This window comes from Pseudoalteromonas sp. SK18, from assembly GCF_001974855.1.
Classification (GTDB): Bacteria; Pseudomonadota; Gammaproteobacteria; order Enterobacterales; family Alteromonadaceae; genus Pseudoalteromonas.
Genome location: NZ_MTQB01000015.1, coordinates 76,591 through 101,051, shown reverse-complemented (window position 1 = coordinate 101,051; position 24,461 = coordinate 76,591). Strand labels below are relative to the sequence as shown.

20 protein-coding genes and 1 rRNA gene are annotated in these 24,461 nt (G+C 41.7%); 15 read left to right on the top strand and 6 right to left on the bottom strand.

All coding sequences use genetic code 11. From position 1 onward, the window contains the following. A 5S ribosomal RNA gene (rrf, locus tag BW139_RS12225) occupies nucleotides 1-102 on the top strand; the annotation flags it as partial. Nucleotides 103-492: 390 nt separating this feature from the next. Here rrf and BW139_RS12220 read toward each other — a convergent pair. After that, the gene (locus BW139_RS12220; protein ID WP_076919854.1) at nucleotides 493-1,020 is read right to left on the bottom strand and encodes a sugar O-acetyltransferase; all 528 of its coding nucleotides are present in this window, start codon (nucleotides 1,018-1,020) and stop codon (nucleotides 493-495) included. A gap of 162 nt (nucleotides 1,021-1,182) precedes the next feature. Here BW139_RS12220 and BW139_RS12215 point away from each other — a divergent pair, with 162 nt between their 5' ends. Next, the gene (locus BW139_RS12215) at nucleotides 1,183-1,947 is read left to right on the top strand and encodes a DeoR/GlpR family DNA-binding transcription regulator (RefSeq protein WP_008112788.1); all 765 of its coding nucleotides are present in this window, start codon (nucleotides 1,183-1,185) and stop codon (nucleotides 1,945-1,947) included. 46 nt (nucleotides 1,948-1,993) lie between these two features. Beyond that, complete coding sequence (gene glmS, locus BW139_RS12210; RefSeq protein ID WP_008112790.1) at nucleotides 1,994-3,814, top strand: glutamine--fructose-6-phosphate transaminase (isomerizing); 1,821 nt, start codon at nucleotides 1,994-1,996, stop codon at nucleotides 3,812-3,814. A 52-nt stretch (nucleotides 3,815-3,866) separates the two neighbouring features. Here glmS and BW139_RS12205 read toward each other — a convergent pair whose 3' ends face one another. Beyond that, nucleotides 3,867-4,229: a hypothetical protein gene (locus BW139_RS12205; RefSeq protein WP_076919853.1), complete on the bottom strand. Its 363-nt coding sequence runs from the start codon at nucleotides 4,227-4,229 to the stop codon at nucleotides 3,867-3,869. Nucleotides 4,230-4,646: 417 nt separating this feature from the next. On the opposite strand from BW139_RS12205, the gene BW139_RS12200 reads away from it, so the two are divergent. The 3 genes from BW139_RS12200 (at nucleotide 4,647) to BW139_RS12190 (ending at nucleotide 8,801) form a co-directional block, all read left to right on the top strand. Next, nucleotides 4,647-5,837, top strand: a complete 1,191-nt coding sequence (locus BW139_RS12200) for an alpha/beta hydrolase-fold protein (protein WP_076919852.1) — start codon at nucleotides 4,647-4,649, stop codon at nucleotides 5,835-5,837. Between the two features lie 101 nt (nucleotides 5,838-5,938). Next, nucleotides 5,939-7,297 (top strand): P-loop NTPase fold protein, encoded by a 1,359-nt coding sequence (locus BW139_RS12195; protein WP_076919851.1) that lies wholly within the window; start codon nucleotides 5,939-5,941, stop codon nucleotides 7,295-7,297. 205 nt (nucleotides 7,298-7,502) lie between these two features. Continuing rightward, the gene (locus BW139_RS12190; protein ID WP_076919850.1) at nucleotides 7,503-8,801 is read left to right on the top strand and encodes a DEAD/DEAH box helicase; all 1,299 of its coding nucleotides are present in this window, start codon (nucleotides 7,503-7,505) and stop codon (nucleotides 8,799-8,801) included. 69 nt (nucleotides 8,802-8,870) lie between these two features. On the opposite strand, the gene BW139_RS12185 is transcribed toward BW139_RS12190, so the two are convergent. The 3 genes from BW139_RS12185 to cynR form a co-directional block, all read right to left on the bottom strand. After that, on the bottom strand, nucleotides 8,871-9,773 hold the full coding sequence (locus BW139_RS12185; RefSeq protein WP_076919849.1) for a homocysteine S-methyltransferase family protein: 903 nt from the start codon (nucleotides 9,771-9,773) through the stop codon (nucleotides 8,871-8,873). Between the two features lie 164 nt (nucleotides 9,774-9,937). Then, complete coding sequence (locus BW139_RS12180) at nucleotides 9,938-10,183, bottom strand: DUF3297 family protein (protein ID WP_008112798.1); 246 nt, start codon at nucleotides 10,181-10,183, stop codon at nucleotides 9,938-9,940. A gap of 100 nt (nucleotides 10,184-10,283) precedes the next feature. After that, entirely contained in the window at nucleotides 10,284-11,177 is an 894-nt protein-coding gene (gene cynR, locus BW139_RS12175) for a transcriptional regulator CynR (protein ID WP_076919848.1), read from the bottom strand. A 34-nt stretch (nucleotides 11,178-11,211) separates the two neighbouring features. On the opposite strand from cynR, the gene BW139_RS12170 reads away from it, so the two are divergent. From BW139_RS12170 to BW139_RS12145, 6 genes are all read left to right on the top strand, one after another. Then, nucleotides 11,212-11,943, top strand: a complete 732-nt coding sequence (locus tag BW139_RS12170) for a carbonic anhydrase (RefSeq protein WP_303047078.1) — start codon at nucleotides 11,212-11,214, stop codon at nucleotides 11,941-11,943. A 24-nt stretch (nucleotides 11,944-11,967) separates the two neighbouring features. Continuing rightward, a complete protein-coding gene (gene cynS, locus BW139_RS12165) occupies nucleotides 11,968-12,438 on the top strand; it encodes a cyanase (RefSeq protein ID WP_028834723.1) in 471 nt (156 codons plus the stop codon). Between the two features lie 78 nt (nucleotides 12,439-12,516). Beyond that, nucleotides 12,517-13,725: a CynX/NimT family MFS transporter gene (locus BW139_RS12160; protein ID WP_076919847.1), complete on the top strand. Its 1,209-nt coding sequence runs from the start codon at nucleotides 12,517-12,519 to the stop codon at nucleotides 13,723-13,725. A gap of 186 nt (nucleotides 13,726-13,911) precedes the next feature. Further along, nucleotides 13,912-15,501, top strand: a complete 1,590-nt coding sequence (locus tag BW139_RS12155) for an alkaline phosphatase (RefSeq protein WP_076919846.1) — start codon at nucleotides 13,912-13,914, stop codon at nucleotides 15,499-15,501. An 11-nt stretch (nucleotides 15,502-15,512) separates the two neighbouring features. After that, on the top strand, nucleotides 15,513-17,306 hold the full coding sequence (locus tag BW139_RS12150; RefSeq protein WP_076919845.1) for an alkaline phosphatase: 1,794 nt from the start codon (nucleotides 15,513-15,515) through the stop codon (nucleotides 17,304-17,306). Nucleotides 17,307-17,423: 117 nt separating this feature from the next. After that, nucleotides 17,424-18,137 (top strand): hypothetical protein, encoded by a 714-nt coding sequence (locus BW139_RS12145; RefSeq protein ID WP_054202726.1) that lies wholly within the window; start codon nucleotides 17,424-17,426, stop codon nucleotides 18,135-18,137. Here the strand turns inward: BW139_RS12145 and BW139_RS12140 are convergent. Then, on the bottom strand, nucleotides 18,112-20,007 hold the full coding sequence (locus BW139_RS12140; protein WP_076919844.1) for a monovalent cation:proton antiporter-2 (CPA2) family protein: 1,896 nt from the start codon (nucleotides 20,005-20,007) through the stop codon (nucleotides 18,112-18,114). The genes BW139_RS12145 and BW139_RS12140 overlap by 26 nt on opposite strands. A gap of 210 nt (nucleotides 20,008-20,217) precedes the next feature. Here BW139_RS12140 and BW139_RS12135 point away from each other — a divergent pair, with 210 nt between their 5' ends. From BW139_RS12135 to BW139_RS12125, 3 genes are read left to right on the top strand one after another with little or no spacing between them, the layout of a single operon-like run. Further along, complete coding sequence (locus BW139_RS12135) at nucleotides 20,218-20,874, top strand: ABC transporter ATP-binding protein (RefSeq protein WP_076919843.1); 657 nt, start codon at nucleotides 20,218-20,220, stop codon at nucleotides 20,872-20,874. Next, entirely contained in the window at nucleotides 20,867-23,296 is a 2,430-nt protein-coding gene (locus BW139_RS12130; RefSeq protein ID WP_083708669.1) for an FtsX-like permease family protein, read from the top strand. The genes BW139_RS12135 and BW139_RS12130 overlap by 8 nt, the downstream gene beginning before the upstream one ends. A gap of 7 nt (nucleotides 23,297-23,303) precedes the next feature. Further along, on the top strand, nucleotides 23,304-24,413 hold the full coding sequence (locus BW139_RS12125) for a lipocalin-like domain-containing protein (RefSeq protein WP_076919841.1): 1,110 nt from the start codon (nucleotides 23,304-23,306) through the stop codon (nucleotides 24,411-24,413). Nucleotides 24,414-24,461 lie beyond the last annotated feature (48 nt).

Here is a 24,461-nt window from a genome sequence, read left to right as displayed (position 1 = left end):
GCGTTTTGGACCCACCTGACCCCATGCCGAACTCAGTAGTGAAACGAAACAGCGCCGATGATAGTGTAGCATTTGCTATGTGAAAGTAGGACATTACCAGGCTCCAAATACAAGAAAGCCCGACTCGCAAGAGTCGGGCTTTTTTACGTCTGCAGGAAACTGAAAATATCAGCCGTCAGCTATCAGCTGCACAGCGTTAACCAGGCAACCGTAGCGTGGTTGAGTATTATGAAACCCATGGGCAAAATAGCGCAACGTTAACCTCAGAGCCAACGCATCCCATTAAAAACATTAAATGTACCTTGCTATGTGGCTCTCTAGCGCTGTAGGCACTACGATATTCTACTGCGTGGTCACTACGAAGTAGCGCACCGACTCCAAATACAAGCAAGGCCGACTTTAAAGAGTCGGGCTTTTTTGCATCTGGAATAAAGTGAAAATACGGGTTCGAGATATAAGGGTAAATATGAGCCTAAGGCTTAACGATGATCCTTAGCACTTTCTTATTTCACGTGCTGGGTTGCCGGCAACCACGGTGTTTGATGCAATGCTCTTAGTTACCACTGAACCCGCACCAATAACAGCATTATCACCAATGGTAACACCAGCTAACACAATAACTCCCGCGCCAATCCATACGTTATTACCTATGGAGATTGGTGCTGCAAAGTTTTCTTTATTGAGGCGCTCAGTTGGGTTCACAGCATGCGAAACTGCTAATAGCTGAACATTAGGGCCAATTAAGCAGTCGCTACCAATCGTAATCACTCCTTCATTAATTGGTGCATCTAATACAGTACAGTTAATGTTTATAAAAGTACGATCACCTATATGTATTTGACTGCCATAGTCACAATGAAAGCCCGCTTCAATAATTACTCCATCACCACAGTGTGAGCATAATTCTTTTATTCGCTTTAAATTACCTTTACTGGGGCTTTTATTAAATAAGCGGCAAATTTCGTGCACAGCTTTACGCTGCGTTAGATTCTCTTTACTAATACTATTAAATGGCTGCATATCAATTTTGTTTAACTTAAATAATGGTGTCTAGCTTAACCTACTTTGAGCATGATGATAATTTGAATAAAACTGCGCTTTTTTTATGCATTCACTTGCCATTTATTATGTTTCGTTTAAAATCCCCTAACTTTCGAAACGAAACTTAATGGTAGTTACTTAATGACCAAACGAAATACACAGCAACGCCGTCATCTGATCCTTAGCCAAGTAAATGAGCTTGGTGAAGTGGCTGTTGAGACCCTTGCTGAACAGTTTCAAACATCAGAAGTAACCATTCGGAAAGACTTAACCGCGCTTGAGAAAAGTGGCTTGTTGCTGCGCCGATATGGTGGAGCTATTGCGCTACCAAAAGAGATAGTAAGCGATGAGATCGATTCTAAGCGCAAAGTAGCCATTGCTAAGGCAGCAGCGGCGCTTATAAAAGATCATAACCGCATTATTATTGACAGCGGCCGCACCACTGCAGCGATGATCCCTGAGTTGGCTACCAAGCAGGGGTTAGTTGTTATGACTAACGCCATTAAAGTGGCAACACGTTTATTAGCACTTGAAAACGAGCCAACACTTTTGATGACAGGTGGAACGTGGGATCCGCATTCAGAATCGTTTCAAGGGCAAGTAGCTGAAAATGTTCTATGCTCATATGATTTTGATCAGCTATTTATAGGTGCCGATGGCATTGATGTAACGCGTGGAACAACTACGTTTAATGAACTTGTTGGATTAAGCCAAGTCATGGCTAAAGCTGCGCGCGAAGTTATTGTGCTGGTTGAGTCAGAAAAGATTGGCCGAAAAATACCAAATTTAGAATTACCGTGGCAAACAGTAACCACATTAATAACCGACAGTGGCTTAGCAAGTGATAAGCGTGCAGCCATAGAGGCGTGTGGTGTAAAACTAATTTGCGCAGAGATTATACAATAGCAACTACATCGTGAGTTGCTAGAATTAAAAAATTAATGGAGACACTATGTGTGGAATCGTTGGGGCTGTTGCAGAACGTCCAGTAAATAAAATCTTAGTTGAAGGCCTTAAGCGTCTTGAGTACCGCGGTTATGACTCAGCAGGTGTAGCTTTACTTGAAGGCAATACACTTAATACAGTTAAAGCAGTTGGTAAGGTTGTAAACTTAGAGTCAGCACTTGAACAAGCTGGTGTTAGCGGCCACACAGGTATTGCACACACTCGTTGGGCGACTCATGGCGGTGTAACTGAAGCTAATGCTCACCCACATGTTTCAAGCAATCAATTAGCGCTTGTACATAACGGTATTATTGAAAACCACGCAAGTTTGCGTGCAGCACTTAAAGGCGACGGTTACGAGTTTTTATCAGATACCGACACCGAAGTAATGGTGCATTTAATTCATCAGTTACGTCAGCAGCACACTACTTTATTAGCGTCAGTTCAAGCAGCTGTTAAACAGTTTGAAGGCGCATTTGGTACCGTTGTGTTTGATAAAGCGAATGATAACGAAATTATTGTAGCGCGCTCAGGTAGCCCGTTAGTTATTGGTTTAGGCCTTGGTGAAAACTTTATTGCTTCTGATCAACTTGCATTATTACCAGTAACTCGCAGCTTTATCTTCTTAGAAGAAGGTGATGTAGCGCGTATTACTCGCGACACTGTAGAAATTTTTGATGCAGATGGCAACGCGGTTGAGCGTGAAGTTGTTGAATCAAACATCACACAAGATGCATCAGGTAAAGGTGATTACCGTCACTACATGCTAAAAGAAATTTATGAGCAGCCACTTGCAGTACGTAACACCCTTGAAGGACGTTTAAACGATGACCGCGTAGCTATTGATGCTTTTGGCGATAGCGCACAGCAAATATTTAAAGACGTAAAACACGTACAAATTATTGCCTGTGGAACGTCATACCACTCAGGTATGGTTGCTCGTTACTGGCTTGAGCAATTTGCAGGTGTTAGCTGTAACGTCGAAATTGCCTCTGAGTTCCGTTACCGTCAGTCATTTGTACACGAAAACAGCCTACTAGTAACGATTTCACAGTCAGGCGAAACGGCTGATACTTTAGCAGCACTTCGTTTAGCTAAAGAGCAAGGCTACATGGGGTCAATGACTATTTGTAACGTACCAGGCTCATCGCTTGTGCGTGAATCTGATCTTGCCTTTATGACCAAAGCCGGTGCTGAAATTGGTGTTGCATCTACTAAAGCATTTACTACACAGCTTGTTGGTTTGTTAATGCTTACTGCGTCTATTGCGCAAGAAAAAGGATTAGATCAAAGCACGATTGTTAACGCTATAAAATTGCTTCCAGCTAAATTAGAAGAAACGCTACTATTGGCTGATGGCATTGCAGACCTTGCTGAAGAATTTGCTGATAAACACCATTCACTGTTTTTAGGGCGCGGCTCACAATACCCAATCGCGATGGAAGGCGCACTTAAGCTTAAAGAGATTTCATACATTCACGCTGAAGCCTACGCAGCAGGTGAGCTTAAACACGGCCCATTAGCGCTTATTGATGCTGACATGCCAATTATTGTTGTAGCACCAAACAATGAATTGCTTGAAAAGCTTAAATCAAACGTAGAAGAAGTACGTGCTCGCGGCGGCATCATTTATGTATTCGCTGATAAAGACTCACACTTTGAGTCAGACGACACAATGCGTGTAATCAACGTAAACCACGTAGATGACGTAATTGCCCCTGTTGTATATACAATTCCACTACAGTTGCTGTCGTACTATGTAGCGGTCATTAAAGGCACAGATGTTGACCAACCACGTAACTTAGCAAAATCGGTTACAGTTGAATAAAATCAACAGGTTATAATTTTGGTTGAATGTAAAAGGCGCTTTGTGCGCCTTTTTAATATGCGCGATTACCTAAATCATAAGCAAAGTAGCCATAAACGGCTAGGGTCATCATAATTACGAAAGAGTAATGCATTGTGCGAGCTAAAATTAAATCTATAGGTCTGGCGTGTCGTAAAATGGCTTCATCATTAACAACCGTCGCCTTTACGGGTTTTTGCCGCCTTATTACTTTGCCATACATGCTCACTCTTATACCCAGCCCTTTATCCCAAAGTGGTTCATGTATCCCTTCCTCACGCATTTTTTTCTCTATGTGTTTCATTGAAATACGAGTGAAGCATAAGGTTGAAATGAGGAAAAATATCAATGCTGGAAGCGACACTATAAAATAAATGATTTCGGGTATTTTATACATCGGTAGAAGAGCCTTTAAAAATGTTCTGAGGCGCAAAATCATTGCAATGTACTAGGTTTGTTTGATTTAAATGCAAATTAAATTGAGGCATAAATATTCCCTTATAGTTTAATTAAATCCATATACTCGAAAAGTATCATATATGAGTTTTTTAAACTAAGAACATAAAGATTTCATTGCTAACGTTTAAACTATGATTTTTAATTATACAATTCCACTACAGTTACTATCGTACTATGTAGCGGTTATTAAAGGCACTGACGTTGACCAACCACGCAACCTAGCAAAATCGGTTACAGTTGAGTAAAATCAAAAGGTTATAGGTTTTTATTAATGTTAAAAAAGCGCTTAAGGCGCTTTTTTTGTGCCTGAAAGTCTGTTAGCTTAAGTAACTTATTATTCTCTAAGGGATTAGTCATGCGTTTTTTAACCGTCATTTGTTTTGTTAGCTTTTTTGCTTTTAGTTCACAAAGTGCCTTTTCACAATCTGACACTAAACAGCAAAGTACAGATTACTCTGTGCACACGCACACTATTAAATCGGCTGTTTTAAACGAAGAGCGCACAGTTGTTGTGCAGTTACCAAAGAGCTACCAAGCTGAGCCAAAGAAGGCATATCCTGTTGTTTATCGCTTAGATGGGGCGGGTAATATACCGCTTGCCAGTGCTGTTATTGAGCGTTTACAAAATGATAATCGTGCGCCTGAGGTAATTATTGTCGCTATTGAAAACACTAATCGACTTAGAGATTTTTACCCTACAGTGAATAAAGAGCCACAGGGCCCAGTTGGTGAAGGGGGCGGTGCTGCAACGTTTTTAGCGTTCTTTGAACAAGAGCTTATTCCTCTCGTTAATAAAAATTATCGTACGCATGACTATAAGGTTATTTCTGGCGCTTCCGCTGGAGGTGTATTTGCGCTATATGCTTTGCAGGCAAAGCCCGAACTATTTCAAGCGCATATTGCTTATAGCCCTGCGGTTTGGTGGAACTATGGCGCATCGGTAAAGGCGACTAAGTCGTTTATAGCTAAAACGAAAGACCTGAATAACTACGTTTATATCAATATTGGCGAAGAAGCCGGCATAATGCGTGAAAGGTATAATGGATTGCTGCAATCACTGCAATCACATAAAGTGCGGGGGTTACGCTTTTTTAGTGATGCGTTTGATGGTATCTCGCATGGCTTAACCTCTGCTGCAGGCATATTTAATGCCTATTACAACTTATTTTTACCTAAACAAATGCCTATCAGTGCTTTAACTGATGATGTAGCCTCTATTGATGCTTATTATCAAACATTATCTCAGCAATGGGGCGAACAGGTATCTCCACCAGACCGCGCTGTTAGAACACTCGGTTATAACTTAACGGGCAGCAAGCAATTTACCCGTGCTATTGAGGTGTTTAAATACAATATAAAAAATCACCCCAAATCAGTCGATGCGCTTTCAGCCTTGTCTTATGGCTATGAAATGCAAGGTGATACTCGTCAAGCACTTGAACAGATGGAATCTGCTCTAGCCATTGCAGATGACTCATACCCTTATATAAATTACTTAAGAGAAACAAAAGCTAGGTTACAAGCAGAACTTAGTAATGGTCGCTAAAGCAGAATCTAAATAAGCTAGTTATTCTTAATAGAAGTTAAAGTTTGTTTATTTATGATTCAATGACGATATATCTATAAACAAAATCAGGAACTCTGAAAATGGCACCATGGAATGACGATAAGCTAAATAGAAAGGAAGATGCTAAGTATCTAACTGCATACTTACTCAATCGATTTACAATAAAAAAAGATGAGCCTTTTGTTTTAAATATTGATGCAGAGTGGGGGTTTGGTAAAACCTATTTTCTTACAAACTGGCGAAGAGATTTAAAATCTGAAGGTTGTGAAGTCGTCTATTTTAATGCTTGGGAGAAGGATTTTACAGATAACCCTTTGCTCGGTTTTATCTCTGCTATCGATAAAGAATTAAAACCCTTTTTTGATAAAAAGGCTAATGCAAGCCAAAAAACTAAATGGAATAAATTTAAGCTTGCTGCTGCTCCATTGCTTTTATCCTTTATAGCAAAAAGATTGACAGGCAACTCTCTCAATCAAATAAATAAATTAATGTTGAGTGATGGTGATGAAGATAAGGCTACAAATAAACTAGTAGAAGGATTAACTACTCAAGCAACAAATATCGTCTTAGAACATCAAGATAGTATTGAAAAGAGTATTAATACTTTTAAAACTAATTTAGGGGAGATCGCTAAAAAGGCGGGTAATGATAAAAAACCAATTTTTATATTCGTAGATGAACTCGATAGATGTAGACCTAGTTATGCTATTGAACTACTCGAGACGATTAAACATTTATTCCAAATACCCCGCGTTTACTTTGTGGTAGCTACCGCCTCAGAGCAATTAAGTCATTCGATCAAGGCTATTTATGGTAATAATTTTGAATCTAAAAAATACCTAAATAGATTTTTCGATCAAATTTATCATCTACCGTCACCAAATCGCTTGTCTTACTCAGAGTATTTATGGAAAACAGAGCTTATTAGTGATGATAAGTTAATTGCTGTACATAATAATGGTAACGCTTATTTGTTGGCTCAAACTGCGGTTTTATGTGATGCAGGTTTACGTGATATTGAGCAGGCAGTTAAGATTCTTCAAGCTATTCAATTAACGACTAAAGAAAGATTGTATACATTACCATTAGCATTTTTAGCGATATTAAAAATAAGTAAGCCAGAATTGTATAAAATCACGATTCCAATGTGGAAAAATAAGTTTCGAACTGATACTAACCAGCAAAATTGGGATATATTTATTAATAAAATGAATAATCCTGAGTCGAATTTGTACTCAAAGGTAGCTTCGGAAGGTAAGATTATCAGTGTTATAAGTAAGTTATTAGGAAAAAGTGGAGTTAAATCTACAGAAATTCAAAGAGGTACTGAAGAACTTGGAGATATGATCTTACATGACTTTAGTTGGAATCAAAATCAAGAGTTTTCAATAATACATTACCCTGAGTTAGTTGAGCGTGCAGGTCACTTTGTATCTTAGAATAGTAGAGACCTACCAAAACAAGTCTTTTATGACAAAGTGTGGGATAAGCTCTTATCTAAAAATATCAGAAACCTGCTCGTAACTTGTTGCGCGAATCGCGCAGCTGTTATCCATAAAGAGATTTAAATCACTAACCCCTACTTAATAGCTGCTAAATACGCTAAAATTACAGGCTATTTTTAGTAATGAGCCCGCACCTTTTATGACCTCATCCGCAAATCCTAGTAATTTCAACGAACTTGGCCTTATTCCAGAGCTAATTGCTCGTTTGTCTGATCTTGAATACACGCAACCTACACCTATTCAGGCAAAAGCAATCCCAAGTATCTTGGCGGGGAGTGACTTAATTGCGGGGGCAAATACCGGTTCAGGTAAAACAGCAACTTTTGCTTTGCCTATGCTACAAACGCTATTTTTAGCGCAAGGTGCTAAAAAAACTGCTAGCAAAGGTAACTTTGTATCAGGGCTTATTTTGGTACCTACCCGTGAGCTTGCAAAGCAGGTGGCCGATAGCGTTAAATCGTATTCTGCTAACTTTAATGGCGCCATTAAAACGGTGGCGGTATTTGGTGGTGTGTCGGTTAATACCCAGATGCAAGCTCTACGTGGCGGTGCCGATATTATCGTAGCAACCCCAGGGCGTTTACTTGATTTAATCTCAAGCAATGCGATTAAGCTCGATAAAGTAAAAACTTTAGTGCTTGATGAAGCTGACCGCATGTTAAGCCTTGGCTTTACTGAAGAGCTTGCTGAGCTATTAGCGCTTATGCCTGCTAAAAAACAAACCATGTTGTTTTCAGCGACGTTCCCAGAGCAAGTCAAACAATTAACGCAAGAGCTGTTAACTAATCCGGTTGAAATACAAGTACAAAGCAAAGGCGAAAGCACATTAGTTCAGCGCGTATTTACGGTTAATAAAGGTGAGAAAACCACGGTTTTAGCGCATTTAATTAAGCAGCATCAATGGCGCCAAGCACTTATTTTTGTCAACGCTAAAAAAGACTGTGAGCACTTAGTCAGTAAGCTTGAAAAACGCGGCGTTAACGCACAAGTATTCCATGGTGATAAAGGCCAAAGTGAACGTACCCGAGTAATCGAAAAGTTTAAAGATGGCGAAATAGAGGTGTTAATTGCCACCGACATTGCCGCCCGTGGTTTAGATATTGCCAAATTGCCTGTTGTTATTAACTTTAACTTACCGCGTAGCCCTGCTGATTACATGCACCGTATTGGCCGAAGCGGCCGTGCAGGTGAAGTCGGCTTAGCGTTATCGTTAATTGATTATGAAGACTTTCATCACTTTAGAATTATTGAAAAGAAAAACAAACTACGCTTAGAGCGCGAAGAGGTAACAGGTTTTACTGTAAACCAAGCGAATCTTGATGCAGCTGATGCGCTTAAAAACGACAAACCCATGGCCAAGCCTGAAGGCACTGGTAAGAAAAAGAAGAAAAATAAAGCCAACCCAGAAGATGATGTGTGGAGTGGCTGGCGTAAGTAAAAGTTAAGATAATAAAGCCGACATTTGTCGGCTTTATTGTTTATTAATCCTCAAATGCAGTCATTAAAATTAAAGCGCTTCAATATCGCTTTTCCACTTTACCAATGCTGCAATAAATTCAGGGCCAATACCACAGCAGCCACCAATAATTGTTGCGCCTAGGCTACGCCATTGTTTAGCAAAGTCTACATACTCAGCGGGTGATAAGTCGCGGTAACCTTGCGAGCCTTCATTGGCTTTATAGTCACTGGCAATAGGGGTAAAGCCATTCGCAAAGGCTCCTAAATCAAGGTGCTTATTTTGCTGCTTTAGCACGCGATTAGTGTCGCGCAGCGCTTGTTCAATAACCTCGGGAATAGAGCAGTTAAAGAATATGCCCGCTATATTATATTCGAGTAATGCTAGGATAGCGTCTGATACTAGTTCACCAGAGCGCAATGTCGCTTGTTCGCTTACTTCATCATTTAAGGTAAATGCGTAATAACATGGTTTGTTTGAATTCTTAAGCACCCTTGCCATTACATGAGCTTCTTCAATACTGGAAATAGTTTCACCAATCCAAATGTCTACATATTCATCCTGTGCTTTATATAGGGTATCTAAAATAGTAAATGCGCGTTCACTTTGGAAAAAATCAGCACGATACGATCCAAATGCGGGGGGCAATGAACCCGCAACTAGCACGTTTTGTTTAGTGTTTTGAGCCGCTTCTTTTGCAATAACCGCTGCCTGCTGTGCAAGTGCTGCGCCTTGTGCTTGGTAAAGCGTTTCACCTAAATGAAAGGGGACACAGGCGTAGCTATTTACCGTAATAATTTCTGCCCCCGCATTTATAAAAGCTTGATGCGCTTGAGTTACGCATTGCGGAGCTTCTATGAGTGCCTGAGCACTCCAAAGTGGCTGTGAAAACGGCGCACCCATACGCTTGAGTTCACGACCCATACCGCCATCTAATATTGTTAACTTGCTCATAATGGACTTCTAAACGTCTAAATAATTAAAGCTATTCAAACATACTTTTTGAAAATTCATAATGAAACTTCATCAGGTTTAACATGAAAAAAACTCAATGCTTTTAAACAGACACAAAAAAAGCGACTACCCAAAGGTGTCGCTTTATTTTAATAAGGCTTAGCTTACTTATAAAACGCTTCTACAGTGCCTTTTACTTTCATAAGTAATGGCTGACCACGACGGTCTAGCGCTTTAGGCGCTGCTACTTTAATCCAACCTTCGCTGATGCAGTATTCTTCAACGTCAAAACGCTCTTTACCGTTAAGAGTAATACCTATTTCATGTTCAAATACTTCTTCTACATAAAATTTGCTACGTGGGTTGATAGACAGTTGATTTGGTAATTCTGGTTTGTTTGTATCAGTCATAATGGTGATCTGCGTTGAATTAATTATGCGCTATTGTAGGCAATAGCTGGCTTATGCTCAAGCACGAGATCAATAAACTAAGCGGCTTTTATGTATATAGCTAAGAGCGGGTGTTTATAAGTGCTGCGGTATGATGCGCTTGGTTAATAAACGCTGTTGTTGCTGCACTTTGATAGCTCCCATGACGCTGCAATATAACAGCTGTGCGCTTTAATAACGACGGTGCAAGTGTGATCGCTGTGAGCTCCTCATGTTTACTGGCAATATTTGAAGGTAACAGTGTGGCTAATTGGGTATAACGCACTATTTCAATAACTGCGCTGAGTGAATTAGCCTCCATAAGCACATTTGGTTGCACGTTATGCTGACGGCAATGGCGCTCTATTTGTTCGCGCGTTGCAAATTCATTACTCAGTAACACCAGTGATTGCGCATTGAGCGTATGCAAATCAATGGAGCTTTGCTGCGCTAACTCATGCTGCTTGTTAACCACCAATGCGAGTGTTTCTTCTAGTAAATTATGTGCTTCTATATCTGCACTATGGCTGCCTTCAAAGGCAATGCCTAGGTCAAACTCATCATCAAGTAGGCGTTTTTCCATCCGCTCTTGCGACATTTCTTCCATGCTTAAGCTGATATTAGGGTGTTGCTGATGAAACGCTTTAATTAAGGGGCCAATAAGATAGGTTGTAAAGGTGGGTGTAATAGCCACTCTTAATGCACCTCGGCTGAGGTTTTTTACATCATGAATAGCTCGCTTTCCTTCTGCTAAATCCTGCAATGCTTTTTGTGCATAGCGGGCATACACCTCACCGGCATCGGTTAATTTTACACTGCGACCTGAGCGGTCAAATAAAGGTGCACCGAGAGTTTCTTCAAGTTGTTTAATTTGCTGCGATAGCGCCGGTTGCGACACATACAAGGAAGCTGCCGCCTTAGTGAAGTTTTGGTGCTTGGCAACCGCCAAAAAGTAATTGATATGACGCAGTATCATGGCTCTACTATAAGTATTTCTTATCGGTATCATAATGTACCAGTCTTTTACCTTATTAAAAAGCGGGCGTAATATTCATCTCATCGACAATATAGAGACACCCGTTATGAAAGATATCATTGAAGGTTTTTTAAAGTTTCAAAGTGATGCATACCCAGAGCGTGCCGATTTATTTAAAAATTTGGCTACTAAGCAAAATCCACGGACTTTGTTTATTTCATGTTCTGATAGTCGTTTAGTGCCTGAGCTCGTAACACAACGTGAACCTGGTGGATTATTTGTTATTCGCAATGCCGGAAACATCGTCCCATCTTACGGGCCTGAGCCTGGCGGGGTTTCTGCATCAGTTGAATATGCAGTTACTGCACTGCAAGTAACCGATGTGGTTATTTGCGGCCATTCTGATTGCGGAGCAATGACGGCAATAGCAACCTGTAAGTGCATGGATCACATGCCTGCTGTTGGCAGTTGGCTGCGTTACGCCGACTCAGCTCGCATTGTCAATGAAGCACGTAATCATGCAAATGAACGTGAGCGCATTGAAGCTATGGTACGCGAAAACGTGATTGCACAACTTGAAAACATTAAAACCCATCCATCGGTGCGTCTTGCGCTTGGCGAAGGTCGCTTGGCATTACATGGCTGGGTTTATGATATCGAATCTGGCGGCATTGAAGCTTTAAATGGCGCAACGAATACGTTTGTTTCCCTTGCCGAACATACCGATGTTCGTGCATATCCAATTCAGCTTCCTGTAGCTGTTTAACCAACCATTGTAAGAGGTACTATTATGATCCAATCTCAAGTGAGCAACACGGCGCGCCTAGCATTAACCGATATAATTATTGCTGCAAAAGCAGAAAAAAATCTGTCGTTTGAACAAATTGCAGAGGGCACAGGTTTAAGCGACGTTTACGTGACGGCGGCTTTATTAGGCCAGCACCCATTGCCTGCAGAAGCCGCTGAAAAAGTGGCACAAACGCTGGGCCTTGATGCAAGTGCGGTTGAATTACTTAAAGCTATTCCACTACGTGGTAGTGTAGAAAACAATATGCCAACCGATCCGACTATTTACCGTTTTTATGAAATGATGCAAGTATACGGTACAACGTTTAAGGCATTAGTTCATGAGCAGTTTGGCGACGGTATTATTAGCGCAATTAATTTTAAAGTAGATATGAAAAAAGTTGAAGATCCTGAAGGTGGCTCACGTGCTGTAATTACGCTTGATGGTAAGTTCTTACCTTACAAGCCTTTCTAAACGTTTTATAATACTTTTTATATAAACAGTCGGCGCTAAGCGCCGGCTTTTTTTGGTTATTAAGGATGGTTTTTATTGATGAGTAATCACAGCACTTCTACTTCTTCTTATGCATCGGCGCTTTCGCTTTTTTGGCCAATGTTAATCATTGCTGTGCTCGCAATGACCTTACGACCCACGCTTACCTCTACCGGCCCATTACTTGAAGAAATTCGTTTAAGCACTGGGCTTGGTTTACAAGGGGCGTCTTTGTTAACCGTACTCCCTATGTTTTGTATGGGTGTGTTTCCATTATTGCTTCCTTGGCTTGGGCGTTATTTAAGTGAAAATGCGTGGATTGCTGGTGGATTGTTTGCAATTGCATTAGCTGGTTTTTGGCGTTTGTGGCTTGGCAGTGGTTGGGCGTTAATAATCAGTGCGCTATTGGGCGGTACAGGCATTGCAATAGTGCAAGCGATGGCTCCAGGAGTGGTTAAACGTTGGTATCCACAGCGAGTTCCTTTAGCTATGGGGGTATATTCTGCCTCACTTATGGCTGGCGGTGGTATAGCTGCAATATTAACGCCGCGAGTGGCGGTGCATTATGGCAGTTGGCAAGCAGGGCTTGGAGTGTGGCTTATCATTCCTGTTATTGCTCTGTTGCTTTGGTGGTTAAGGCCGCAGGAGCAGATGGACGCAAAGCATAACAGTATTAAGCTTAATTTATTTTTTAACCAGCGAGCATGGTTACTTGCTGCCTATTTTGGACTCGCTAATGGCGGCTATGCATGCATGATTGCTTGGTTACCTAGTTACGCTCAGGATTTAGGATGGAGTGCACGAAATAGTGGGGAGCTTATTGGCGTTATGACTGTTTTTCAGGTAATTGGTGCATTGGGTGCACCGGTACTTTCAGCAAACCGCTTAGACAGGCGACCTTGGTTATTTTTTGCTGTTGCGATTCAGCTAATAGGTTTTATAGGATTAATATTGATGCCCGACTCTATGATGAACGTTTGGGTGGGGATGATAGGGTGTGGTTTAGGTGCTTGTTTTTCGCTAACACTCACCGTGGCGCTCGATCATTTAGCTAATCCCAAATTGGCAGGTGTGCTCACTGCGTTTGTCCAAGGTGTTGGTTTTATTATTACCGCTATCGTGCCTTATATAGCAGGTGTTTTACTCGATGTTACTGCACGCTATCAAGCATCTTGGTTTATGTTGGTAATAACGCTAATTGCAATGCTGTTTATGACCACCCGCTTTGCTCCTGCAACGTATGCAAAGGCAATAAATATTACTCATTAACTTTTTAATGGGGTTTAAGCTTTTTTAAATCCCATATCCTTTCACTTTTTCTGCGTTTTATTGCCACCGTCATTTTTTCTTCATCAAAATTACCTTTATTAGTCATAACTCTTTTTTAGAGTACAGCGGTTGATGTTTTTTGTGTTCACACTTTTAAAAATAACCACTACATAATGGGAATTACGGATGAAAATTAAAAAAGTTGCTGCGGCAATCGCACTAACCTGTGCGTTTAGTGCCGTTAGTCATGCCAATGTTTTACCGCAAAGTCAAAAAGACAGCAGCTGGTACAGCGCTGCCCAAGCAAAACTAACAACAAAAACAACGCAAGCGCAGGCAATTAAAAACACTAAAGCTAAAAATGTTATTTTATTTGTAGGCGATGGCATGGGTATTTCTACCTTAACGGCAGCGCGTATTTTACAAGGTCAACGCAATAATCAGCTTGGCGAAGAAGGCTATTTAAGCTTTGAGCAGTTCCCTTATTCTGCGCAAGTTAAAACCTATAATGTGGATGCACAAACGCCAGACTCTGCAGGCACCATGACGGCCATGATCTCAGGTGTAAAAACCGATGTGGGTGTTATTGGTGTTGATGAAGATATTGAGCGCGGTGAGTGCTCAACGGTGGCTGGTAATGAGTTACTTACAGCCACTGAGCTTGCTGAAATTAAAGGCTTAGCCACCGGAGTTATTTCCACTGCACGTATCACTCACGCAACACCGGGTGCAACCTATGCTAAATCGGCTGATCGCAACTGGGAAGATATCTCAGACATGCCAGAGGCAGCAGTTAATGCAGGCTGTGAAGATATTGCCTCACAGCTAGTTAACTTTGAAAAAAACCTAGAAGCGCGTTTTATAGGTACCGATGTTGATGGCTTAGACTTTGTAATGGGTGGCGGCCGTCGTCACTTTTTACCTAAAGATGCATCTGCAAATTCAAATGATGCAATGAGCGCCGTAGAAGGCGATCGTACTGATGAGCGCAACCTTGTTACTGAATGGCAAACACAATATCCAAATGGCACTTATGTGATGGATCAAGCTGGGTTTGATGCTATTGCCGATGATGCAACCCAAGTCTTTGGCTTATTTAACGAATCGCACATGCAATACGAAGCTGACCGTGCCAACGATATAGCTGGTGAGCCGTCGCTTACCGATATGACAACTAAAGCGATTGATGTACTGGGTAAAAACGAAAAAGGCTTTTTCTTAACCGTAGAGTCGGGCCGTATTGACCATGCTCACCATGCGGGTAATGCTTTTAACGCACTTAACGACACTATTGAATTTGCAAAAGCCGTTCAAGCTGCCGTTGATAACACCGACCCTGAAGAAACGCTTATTTTAGTTACAGCCGATCACAGTCATGTATTTACTATTGCTGGTTACCCGAAACGCGGTAACCCAATTTTAGGTAAAGTGGTTGGTGTTGGCCAAACTACGCCAACGCTAGCTGCTGATAACATGCCATACACCACAGTAGGTTATGCAAATGGCCTCGGTTTTAGAAACTTAGTTGATGAAACAGATGCAGATGCAAGCTATGAAACAGCTGCGGTTGCAGGACGTGTTGAGCTAAATGGTGTTGATACAAATACGCCAGGTTTTCACCAAGAGGCTACTGTTCCACTTGGTTCTGAAACGCATGCAGGTGAAGATATTTCATTGCATGCAATGGGCCCAGGTGCTCACCTTGCTCAAGGTGTTATAGAACAAAACGTTGTATTTCATTTAATTAATCAAGCTCTTGAACTAACTCAGCAATAATGGCGGCTCACATGAATAAATTAACAGTACTTTCTTTAGCAGTAATGGTCGCATTAACTGGGTGTTCGAGTGATGACGACAAAAACAGTAATAATATTTTAGCGGTAGATAACCAAATCGCAGTAGGCTCAGCACAATGTGTTAATGGCGGCGTAGAAACGCAAAGCGGTGTTGATACCAATACTAATGGGCAATTAGAGAGCAGCGAAGTAACGCACACTAACTTAGTATGTAACGACCCAGCTACCTCATTAACGAGTGAACAGCTCGCTTCATTAAGTAACAATGCTTGGTTTAGCGACGCACAAACTAAACTTGCTAGTGCGCAAGATGCAGCAAGTAAGGTAGTAACAGAGTCAGGTAAAGCGAAAAACGTGATCTTGTTTGTTGGTGATGGCATGGGTATTTCTACCATAACGGCGGCGCGTATTTTAGCAGGGCAATTGCAGGGTGAGATGGGTGAAGATCACCAATTAAGCTTTGAAACTATGTCGTATTCTGGGTTTGTAAAAACTTATAACGTAGATGCACAAACACCTGATTCTGCCGGTACGATGACAGCAATGGCCTCTGGTGTAAAAACCGATGTGGGTGTAATTGGTATTGATGAAGCGGTTGAGCGTGGTAATTGTGCATCAGGCAAAGGGCATGAGCTTGTTACTTCGTTAGAGCTTGCTGAAATTGCCGGTAAATCTACCGGTATTGTTTCTACGGCACGTATTACCCATGCAACGCCTGCGGCAACTTATGCTAAGTCGGCTGATCGTAACTGGGAAGATATTTCAGATATGCCAGCTTCAGAGTCAGCCAATTGTGAAGATATTGCTTCACAGCTGGTTAATTTTGAAAAGAACTTAGAAGCCCGTTTTAGTGGTGTTGATGTAGACGGAATCGAAGTGGTTATGGGTGGCGGGCGTCGTCATTTTTTACCTAAAGATGCAGCCTTTAATTCTGCAGATGCAATGAGTGCTGTTGAAGGCGACCGTACTGATGCGCGTAATTTAGTGACAGAATGGCAAACAACTTACCCGACTGGTACTTACGTAATGGATCAAACTGGGTTTGATGCCATTAGCGATGATGCCACAAAGGTATTTGGTTTATTTAACGAATCGCACATGCAATACGAAGCTGATCGCGGTAACGATATCGCTGGTGAGCCTTCGCTATCGCAAATGACCGAAAAAGCTATTAATGTTTTAGATAACAATGATAAAGGTTTTTTCTTAACGGTAGAGTCGGGCCGCATTGACCACGCCCACCATGCGGGTAACGCTTTCAATGCATTAAACGACACTATTGAGTTAGCTAATGCAGTAAAAGTGGCGATGGAAAATACTAACCCAGAAGAAACACTAATCGTGGTCACGGCCGATCACAGCCATGTGTTTACTATTGCGGGTTACCCTAAGCGTGGCAACCCAATATTGGGTAAAGTGGTTGGTGTAGGCCAAACAGAGCCAAGTTTAGCTGCCGATGATATGCCTTATACTACGGTTGGTTACACTAATGGTGGTGGCTTTAGAGACTTAGGCAATGAAACCGATGCAGATGCAGGCTATAACTTTGCACCCGTTACAGGGCGTGTTGATTTAAGCAATGTTGATACTACAGCGCCGGGCTTTCACCAAGAAGCACTGGTGCCACTATCATCAGAAACCCATGCGGGTGAAGATGTGGGTGTGTATGCAACCGGACCTGGTGCCCACTTAGTGACTGGAACTAATGAGCAAAGCTTTTTATTCCATGTAATGGACTTTGCCGCAGATTTTGTAAAAGCGGCGGATGAAAAAGTAGCGCAATAAATTAACTAGCAAAACAAACAGCCCGCAAACTGTGCGGGCTTTTTTGTGTCATACAAATGCCATTATTAAGCGTTATTTTAGAGTCATAAAGTAATGTTTAACTAAGAGATTACCCCAATGAAAAAGCTATTATTTATATTCTCAGCACTGGCCAGCACGAGTGCGCTCGCCCAGCAGTGCGACATTGATGCTGCGCAACTAAAAGCCGACTATAAAATTACCAATCAGCACAAATCGCAGCACAGCACCCAGTCACTTACTCTTTGGCGAAACAATCAGCAGGTGGCGCATCAAAGTGAAACACTAACCGAGCTTTGGCAGCAGCTAAGTAATAACCAGCTTCGTCCTATTCGTTACTTTAATGCCGAACAACGCGGTATTGAGTACCAACCATCGGAGGTACGTGGAGTGCAAAATTGGAGTGCTAAAAGTCAGCTGGTGGATAACCATTTAATTGCAAAAATGACCCTAGTCAGTTCACAAGGTGAGGGTTGTAATGAGGTAAAAAATTACGTGCTTAATGAGGGCGATAACCAATTTAAGCTGGCTTTTCTCCCGCAAGCAAAATTAGTTAAAACTTTTAGTGTGACCAATAAAAAAAGTGATACTCAAACCTTGCTTAGCTTAAATGATGTAAACAGTGATACACCTGCAATTAAGGCTCAGTTTGCAAAATGGGATAACTTTCAAACCACCGATTACGCGGATATTGGCGATAACGAAAGCGATCCATTTTTAGCTAAAATGATTAACCTTGGTTTTATAGAGCACGGCGCTACTGGTTTTTATAATCAGCAAGGCGAGGCTATTCAAGGTGGGCATCATCATTAGCATTTTTTGGCTTAACCGTGCTCTCAGTTAAGCCATTTTCATAATCGTTGGCGTCACAGGTATTTAAGTTTTGCCGTGCTTGTTTATCTTGTTGTAATACCTGCTTTAAATCTTCCATACGTTGGCGCACGGCTACGCCATAACTGGCATCATCACCCCATAACTCGGCAAGTTGCAGTACCGCAGCACGGTCGTGATCTCTAAATAATTTACCAGCACGTTCAGCATCTTCTTTGCTATTACCAAGCAATTGCAATGATTCTATGGCTAAGTTTATGGCTGAGTCGACGGTTTCGCGGTTAAACGCATCCACTTTTAAATTAAGTAATTGATATGCATGGCGGCGGTCTATGGCGCGCGCCACTATTTTTAATTGGGGGTAGTTTTTATGCGCCAGCTTAATAATCTCAATGGTTTTATCAGGGTTATCAATTGCAACAACCAGCATTTGTGCTGTATGCGCGCCCGCGGCTTCAAGCAGTTCTTGGCGTGCCGCATCACCATAAAATACGGTATTACCAAAGCGGCGCAGCAGTTCTATTTGGCTTGGGCTGTGATCAAGTACGGTAATTTCGTAGCCTTGCGCATGTAATAAACGCCCCATAATTTGCCCAAAACGGCCGTATCCGGCAATGATCACATGCTTAGCTGTGCTTATTTGTTCTGGTTTATCAAATTCGGGTGCCGTGCTGCTATAGCTACGCTTTTGAATTTGCTCATACAACATCAGTAGTAAAGGCGCTATTAGCATAGAAACGGCAACCACAAGGGTAACTAAATTGGTTTGCTCTGGGGTTAAAATACTCAAGGTGGTGGTTACACTAAGCAGCACAAACGCAAACTCGCCGCCCTGAGCAAGGGCTAAGGTAAATAGCAGTTGCTGTTTACGACTAATATTAAAAGCCATTGCCAAGGCAAGTAAAATACAGGCTTTAATGACAATTAATAGCACCACTAAGGCAATCACGGTACTGAACTGATTAAACAGCAGTTCAAAATTAATTGATGCACCAACCGTGATAAAAAATAGTCCCAGTAATAAGCCTTTAAAGGGTTCTATATCGGCTTCTAGCTCGTGTCTAAATTCACTTTCGGCCAATACAACTCCGGCTAAAAAAGTACCCAGTGCGGGCGATAAGCCAATACTTTGCATCACCAGCGAAATAGCCACCACTAAAAACAATGCAAAAATTGTGAATATTTCACGCATGTGGGTTTGTGCTATGTATCTAAATAGTGGTGCCGACACATATTTACCGCCTGCAATGATGGCGGCAATAACAGCAACAGAAACCCCTACTTGCTGCCAAATAGGCCAGCTAGCAATGATGGAGTCGTTAATGTCTTTTGAGTTACCCTGTGGTGCAAAAGCAAGTAAAGGGAGCAGCGCTAAAATAGGAATAATCGCAATATCTTGAAATAATAAAACCGAAAATGCATTTTGCCCAGCTTCTTGTTTTAACCAGCCTTTTTCTTCTAAGCTTTGCAGCACAATAGCAGTTGAAGACAGTGCGAGCATTAAGCCTATAGCCAGTGCTGTTTGCCAATGCATGGCAAAAAACCAATAACAAAAGGCAAAAATAGCCGCTGCACTTAATACTACCTGCAATCCGCCAAGCCCTAAAATTGAGTGGCGCAGAGTCCACAAACGCGAAGGTTGCAGTTCAAGGCCAACTAAAAATAACATCATCACAACGCCAAATTCAGCAAAGTGCATTACATCAGTTTGGTCACCTACGACACCTAATGCATAAGGGCCTATCAAAATGCCAGCAATTAAATAACCCAGCACAGAGCCAAGTCCAAGTCGTTTTGCTATAGGAACTGCAACAATGGCGGCAGCTAAGTAAATTAACGCTATTTCTAACACATGCTTACCTTATTAACGTTGAGATAAATAGCATGGCTTAGGTGCGTGTAAAATACAATGAGTTACGAAAGTAAAAAGTGCTTTAGCTTACAAGTAAAATTAACTTTACCGGTAGCGGTCACAAAAAGAACGCTTATTTGAGCTTTTTACTGATATGGTATCGTTTATATAACAGACCGTATTTTTTGTTGCAGGAATGACCTTTTTTTTATGATTTCGCTAAATAATGTGTTTTTTACACGCCAAGATGGTGGCTTAAAACGACAAATAATTAATGACTTATCGTTAACTATTTTGCCTGCGGCGCACATTGCCTTACTAGGTGATAGTGGCTCGGGTAAAACAACATTATTAAATTTATTAGCCGGTTTACTGTCTCCAGATGCAGGAACTATTACGGTTAATAAACAAAAAATTAGTGAATTGAGTGCCAATGAGCTTGCGCTTTATCGGCGTAAAATAGGTATTATTTTTCAGCATTACCAATTACTCAGCCCGTTAAATGTGAAAGACAATATGTGTTTTCAAGCAAGGCTTAATGGGTTATCGCCTAGCGACGATGAAGTAAATACGATGGCTAAAAAACTGGGTTTAGAAGGCAAGCTTACAGCAATGCCTGAACAACTCTCAGGTGGTGAGCAGCAACGGGTAGGCATAGGCCGTGCGCTATTAAATAAGCCCAAGCTGTTATTGGCTGATGAACCTACGGGTAACCTTGATGCCGCTCGCTCACTCGATATAGTTACGCTATTAAAAAGCCTGTGCGAAGAGCAACAAATAATACTTATTATGGTCACTCATAGTCAGCGATTGGCCGATCAGTTTGCTACGCAATTGTTTTTAAAAGATGGCCAAATTAATGGCTGAACTTAAACTTATTTTAATAACGTATATGCAGTTTTATCGCCGCCATGTAGGGCTGTTATTACTGTTTTTTATTGGCTTTAGTTTGGGCGCGGCGCTACTTACTGCAATACAGGGCTTAAACTTAGAGGCCGGTAAGCGCTATCAACAAACTACGGCGTTAATTGCAAACCCAGTGACGCATTTTGTACGCCCTGTGCTAGGTGAAAACAGCTTGCCCAACAGTATGTGGTCGCGTATTAGGGCGGCTGGTTTTACGCAGGTTCAACCGGTTTTAGAGGGCATAATTGAAAGCGATAAGCAGCAAAAACTCGCGCTTAGGGGCGTCAATTTATTACAGTGGCTTACAAAAAATACCAGCGGCTCAGCATCAACAACCAATAATCGTTATTCTGGGTTTGAACAGTTACTAAATACTGTTTATATCGACCCTAAATTAATGCAGCGGCTAAATTTAAAAAACAGCCGTATTAATATAAACATGGGCGATGCCACTGTTACTTTAGCGGTAAGCGAATTACAAGGTTTAGGCATGACCATGCTGGTGGATATTAGCCTTGCAGACAAGTTACTGCGCGCAAATGGGGCAATTAATTATCTTGAAGTAAGTGGCTTAAATAACAAACAAGCAGCCCAGTTAAACGTATTGTTAGGCGAGCAAGCACGGCTTGAAGCTGCGCAAGAGCAAGCTTTTGATGCGCTCTCTGAGGCATTTTTCTTTAATTTACAAGCGCTGGCTTTGTTAGGTTATGTGGTGGGTGCGTTTTTAAGTTTTAATGCAATTAAGCTGGCATACAATGCGCGTGCTCACTTGCAGCAGCAAATGTGGGTGCTGGGTTGTCAAAGGTCGGTGTTAATTAAAGCGCTGGTTATTGAATTAACGGTGCTTAGTTTTTTTGCTGCAGTATTAGGTGCATTATTAGGCGCGGCACTGGCAAACGCCTTAGTTATGGATGTATCGGCGACTCTTCGAGGGCTTTACCAGCTAGATAGAAGCTTTGTAGTAAGCCTTGATAGCAGTATGATTGTCAGCGGTTTTACACTTAATATTGTTGTTTTGTTGGGGTTTTTAGCCAGTCAATCGGCTCGATTAAGTACTTTTTTAGCGCGTATTAAATGGCTAATGTTTGCGTTAGCTATTTGTGCAGCCAGTTACTTAGCGCTAACGGCAAATACCAAAATAAGCGCCTTATTGCTGTGTGTTTGTGTGTTACTCCTCTTTTTTGTTATTACGCCACCGGTAGTTAAAGCCGTTTTTAAATTGCCATGGCCAACACAAAATCCCATTATTCACTGGTTAAAAGCAGATAGCCTAGTGCAATTACCCGCATTACTAAGCTCGGTACTCGCTATTTTAATGGCGATGGGAGCCGCCGTAGGTATGCAGATTATGGTTAGCAGTTTTAGTGACACCTTAGATACACACCTTGAAAAACGCCTAAGCGCCGATTTATACGTAAGGCCCGATCAAAACATTCAAGCGTTAGGGGCTAAATTGCGTGAACTCCCAGAGGTCGAAAAAGTAGGCGTATATTGGTCAGCTAACAGTGAGCTTAAAACACCTAAAAATAGGATTGCTGTTGATGTTATGGCATTTGGTGCAACGGCCAGCTACAACCAACACCTTACTTTGTTAAACAATAAAGCACCTACATCTGCAGTATTTGAAAAGAACAAAAATGGGGTTGTGGGTTGCTTAGTGAACGAACCCGCCTTGCTGCAGTACTCGCTTAAAGTAGGTGATGTAATAACCCTAAAACAGCATATTAATACACTAACGTGCCAAGTACGTGCTGCCTATTTTGATTACGGCGAGCAAGGGTTAAATGTTGTTGTAACAACTAATGTATTATTGAATAGCAGCTTAAATTACACTGAGTATGGTTTATCGCTTTGGCTAAATCCTAATAGCGACGTAGACGCCATGGCCGAATATATTCAAAAGCAGCACCAATTAGATAGCCAACAAGTCATTGCTAATCAGCAGTTTAAACGCTTTGCAAAACAGTTATTTGGTAAAACTTTTTATGTTACTCAGGCGCTTAATATATTTATTATGCTGATTGCACTATTTGGCATGTGGGTAAGCTTTTTAACTTTAGGGCGTGGGCAATTACAGCCCATGGCGGTATTGCAAACGCTGGGTGTCACCCAGCAGCAATTATTGGGGGCAAAAGTACTGCAAGCTGCACTCATAATTTTAACCACCTTGTTATTAGCTATACCACTGGGGCTTAGCCTTGGATGGGTACTACTAACCTACGTAATGCCAATTGCCTTTGGTTGGACCATGGCCATGACCTTTAATTGGCTGCAATTAGCTGGCTTTACTGTGCTTATGTTTATGTTAGCTTTATTTGTGAGCGCATTACCGCTAATAAAATTAACGCGAAGCGCCGTTGCCGATAATGTTGCCAAGCTATAGGACTTACATGAATAGACTAAAAGCAGCCGTTACCTTTATTTTTATTGGCGCATTAAGCGCGTGCCAGCCCGAAGCAGAGCAAGTAAATAAAAATAAACCAATGCATAGCGGGTTTGCACAACAATTTGGTGAACCTGTAAATAAACGCCAAGGGCTGAGCTTTCCACGTGATCATGGGGCGCATCATCAACAAGGAATTGAATGGTGGTACGTAACTGCTAATTTAAAAGCAGATAATGGCGACACATTTGGTGTGCAATGGACTTTATTTAGGCTCTCGGTTGATGAGCAAAGCACACAAACAGAACCATCACCTTGGTGGAATGGGCAGCTTTACTTTGCTCACTTTGCAATACAAACCGATACCCAGCATCAGGCGTTCGAGAAATATGGCCGCTCGGGGCAAGTAAATATAACAGCACAGCCATTTGAGGCTCGCCTAGATGATTGGCAGCTAGCAAGTAAAAAAGCAGCATTTTTACCGCTTAGCTTAAAGGCACAGCAGGAAAATTACAGTGCAAACCTGGTGCTGGCTAATAGCCCGCTTGTAAAGCATGGCGAGCAAGGTTATAGCCAAAAAACCCACCAGGGGCATGCCTCTTACTATTACAGCTATCCGTTTCTACAAGCCAAAGGCGACATCACATTTGCGGGTAAAACTTTTAAAGTAACTGGAGATGCTTGGTTAGACAGAGAGTGGTCTTCGGCGTTAATCGATCCTACCCAAAATGGTTGGGACTGGTTTAGCATTCAGGCCGATGATAAAAAACAGGGTGGCTTGATGGCATTTTGTATTCGTAATGGCCAACAAAGTTATGATTACTGCAATGCATCGCACATTACGTCCGATGGACAAGTACGCGCTATTGACAATAACGACGTGACCTTGCAGGTATTAAAAATATCTGAGCTTACAACCCAAACGGCGCAAACAACGGCCAGTAGTAAAACCTACCCTGTTAAATGGCACCTCAAGGTTAAAGGGTTTGAGCCTATTATAATTGAAGCGCGTAACCCCGATTCACGTAATCAATTGAGCATTCCCTACTGGGAGGGGCGAATTAAAACCCAAGGCGGTTTTAAAGGTAAAGGTTATGCAGAGTTAGTTGGTTATTAGCGGGCTATAAAACGGCTTTCAAAAAATGCACTTAAACCAAGGCTAAGT